At 68.7% G+C, this 786-nt stretch carries 1 protein-coding gene and 2 pseudogenes; 1 reads left to right on the plus strand and 2 read right to left on the minus strand.

The window, feature by feature from the left end; genetic code table 11:
- Positions 1-218: pseudogene (locus A9X05_RS24500) on the plus strand (TetR/AcrR family transcriptional regulator); the annotation flags it as partial.
- A gap of 4 nt (positions 219-222) precedes the next feature.
- Here A9X05_RS24500 and A9X05_RS24505 read toward each other — a convergent pair.
- Together A9X05_RS24505 and A9X05_RS24510 are read right to left on the minus strand one after the other, a co-directional pair.
- Positions 223-519, minus strand: coding sequence for a hypothetical protein (locus A9X05_RS24505; protein ID WP_067755590.1), 297 nt, complete (start codon positions 517-519; stop codon positions 223-225).
- An 18-nt stretch (positions 520-537) separates the two neighbouring features.
- A pseudogene (locus A9X05_RS24510) lies at positions 538-786 on the minus strand (long-chain fatty acid--CoA ligase); the annotation flags it as partial.

A 786-nucleotide genomic window follows, 5' to 3' on the forward strand; every position in this document is an offset into this window, starting at 1 on the left:
GCCGCTGGTGCGCCGCGCTGACCCGGGCCTTCACCCACGACGGCTTCGACGAGCCGTGCGCCGCCTCGCTGGCGGTGATGTCGATCGCCTCGCTGGAGGGCGCCATCGTGCTGTCCCGCTCGACCGGCAGCATCGACCCGCTGCGCCAAGTCGGCGAGCAACTCGAATTCCTCATCAAGGCAAGGGAATTCGTGCTGCGCAACAATATCGGCGAGTAACTCCTCAGTCGCTGGCCGGCAGCGGCTTGACTTCCTTGAGCTGCAGGGCGGTTTGGCCGACGCTCAGGCTCCCGGCGCCCGGCTTGGTCACCAGCACCTCGGCGCCGGTCTCGTCGACGTAGCGCTTGCCCATCACGGTGCCGCCGGCGAACGCCGGGTCCAGCTCGCCGGAACGCTCGGCGCCGATCGGCACCATCGGCGCACCGCCACAACGCAAGTCATCGAGGCTGTCGGCGCTCCGGACGACGATCACCTGCGTGTCACATACCTGGCTGGCCAGGCGGGTCCCGTTCTTGATCATGTTTCTTCCCTAACTTCCCTACTGGTCGGCCGGCGCGGCACGCAGTGCACCTAAGTCTTTGACGATCTCGCGGCGCAGCACCTTGCCGGTCGCCGTGGTGGGCAACTCGTCGCGAAACACCACGTGGTCCGGGGTGCGCGAGCCGCGCAGGCTCTTGCGGACGTGCTCGCGCAGCTCCTCGGGGTCGGGATCGATCCCGACGGCCGGGACCACGACGGCGACGATCGCCTGTCCCCATTGCGGGTCCTCCACGCCGACCACGGCGAC

Source organism: Mycobacterium sp. E3298, assembly GCF_001666895.1.
Taxonomy (GTDB): Bacteria; Actinomycetota; Actinomycetes; order Mycobacteriales; family Mycobacteriaceae; genus Mycobacterium.

What these genes read in the sequence shown, in the direction of transcription:
- A9X05_RS24505 (WP_067755590.1), bottom strand. Translation starts at nt 519, where the DNA reads ATGATCAAGAACGGGACCCGCCTGGCCAGCCAGGTATGTGACACGCAG.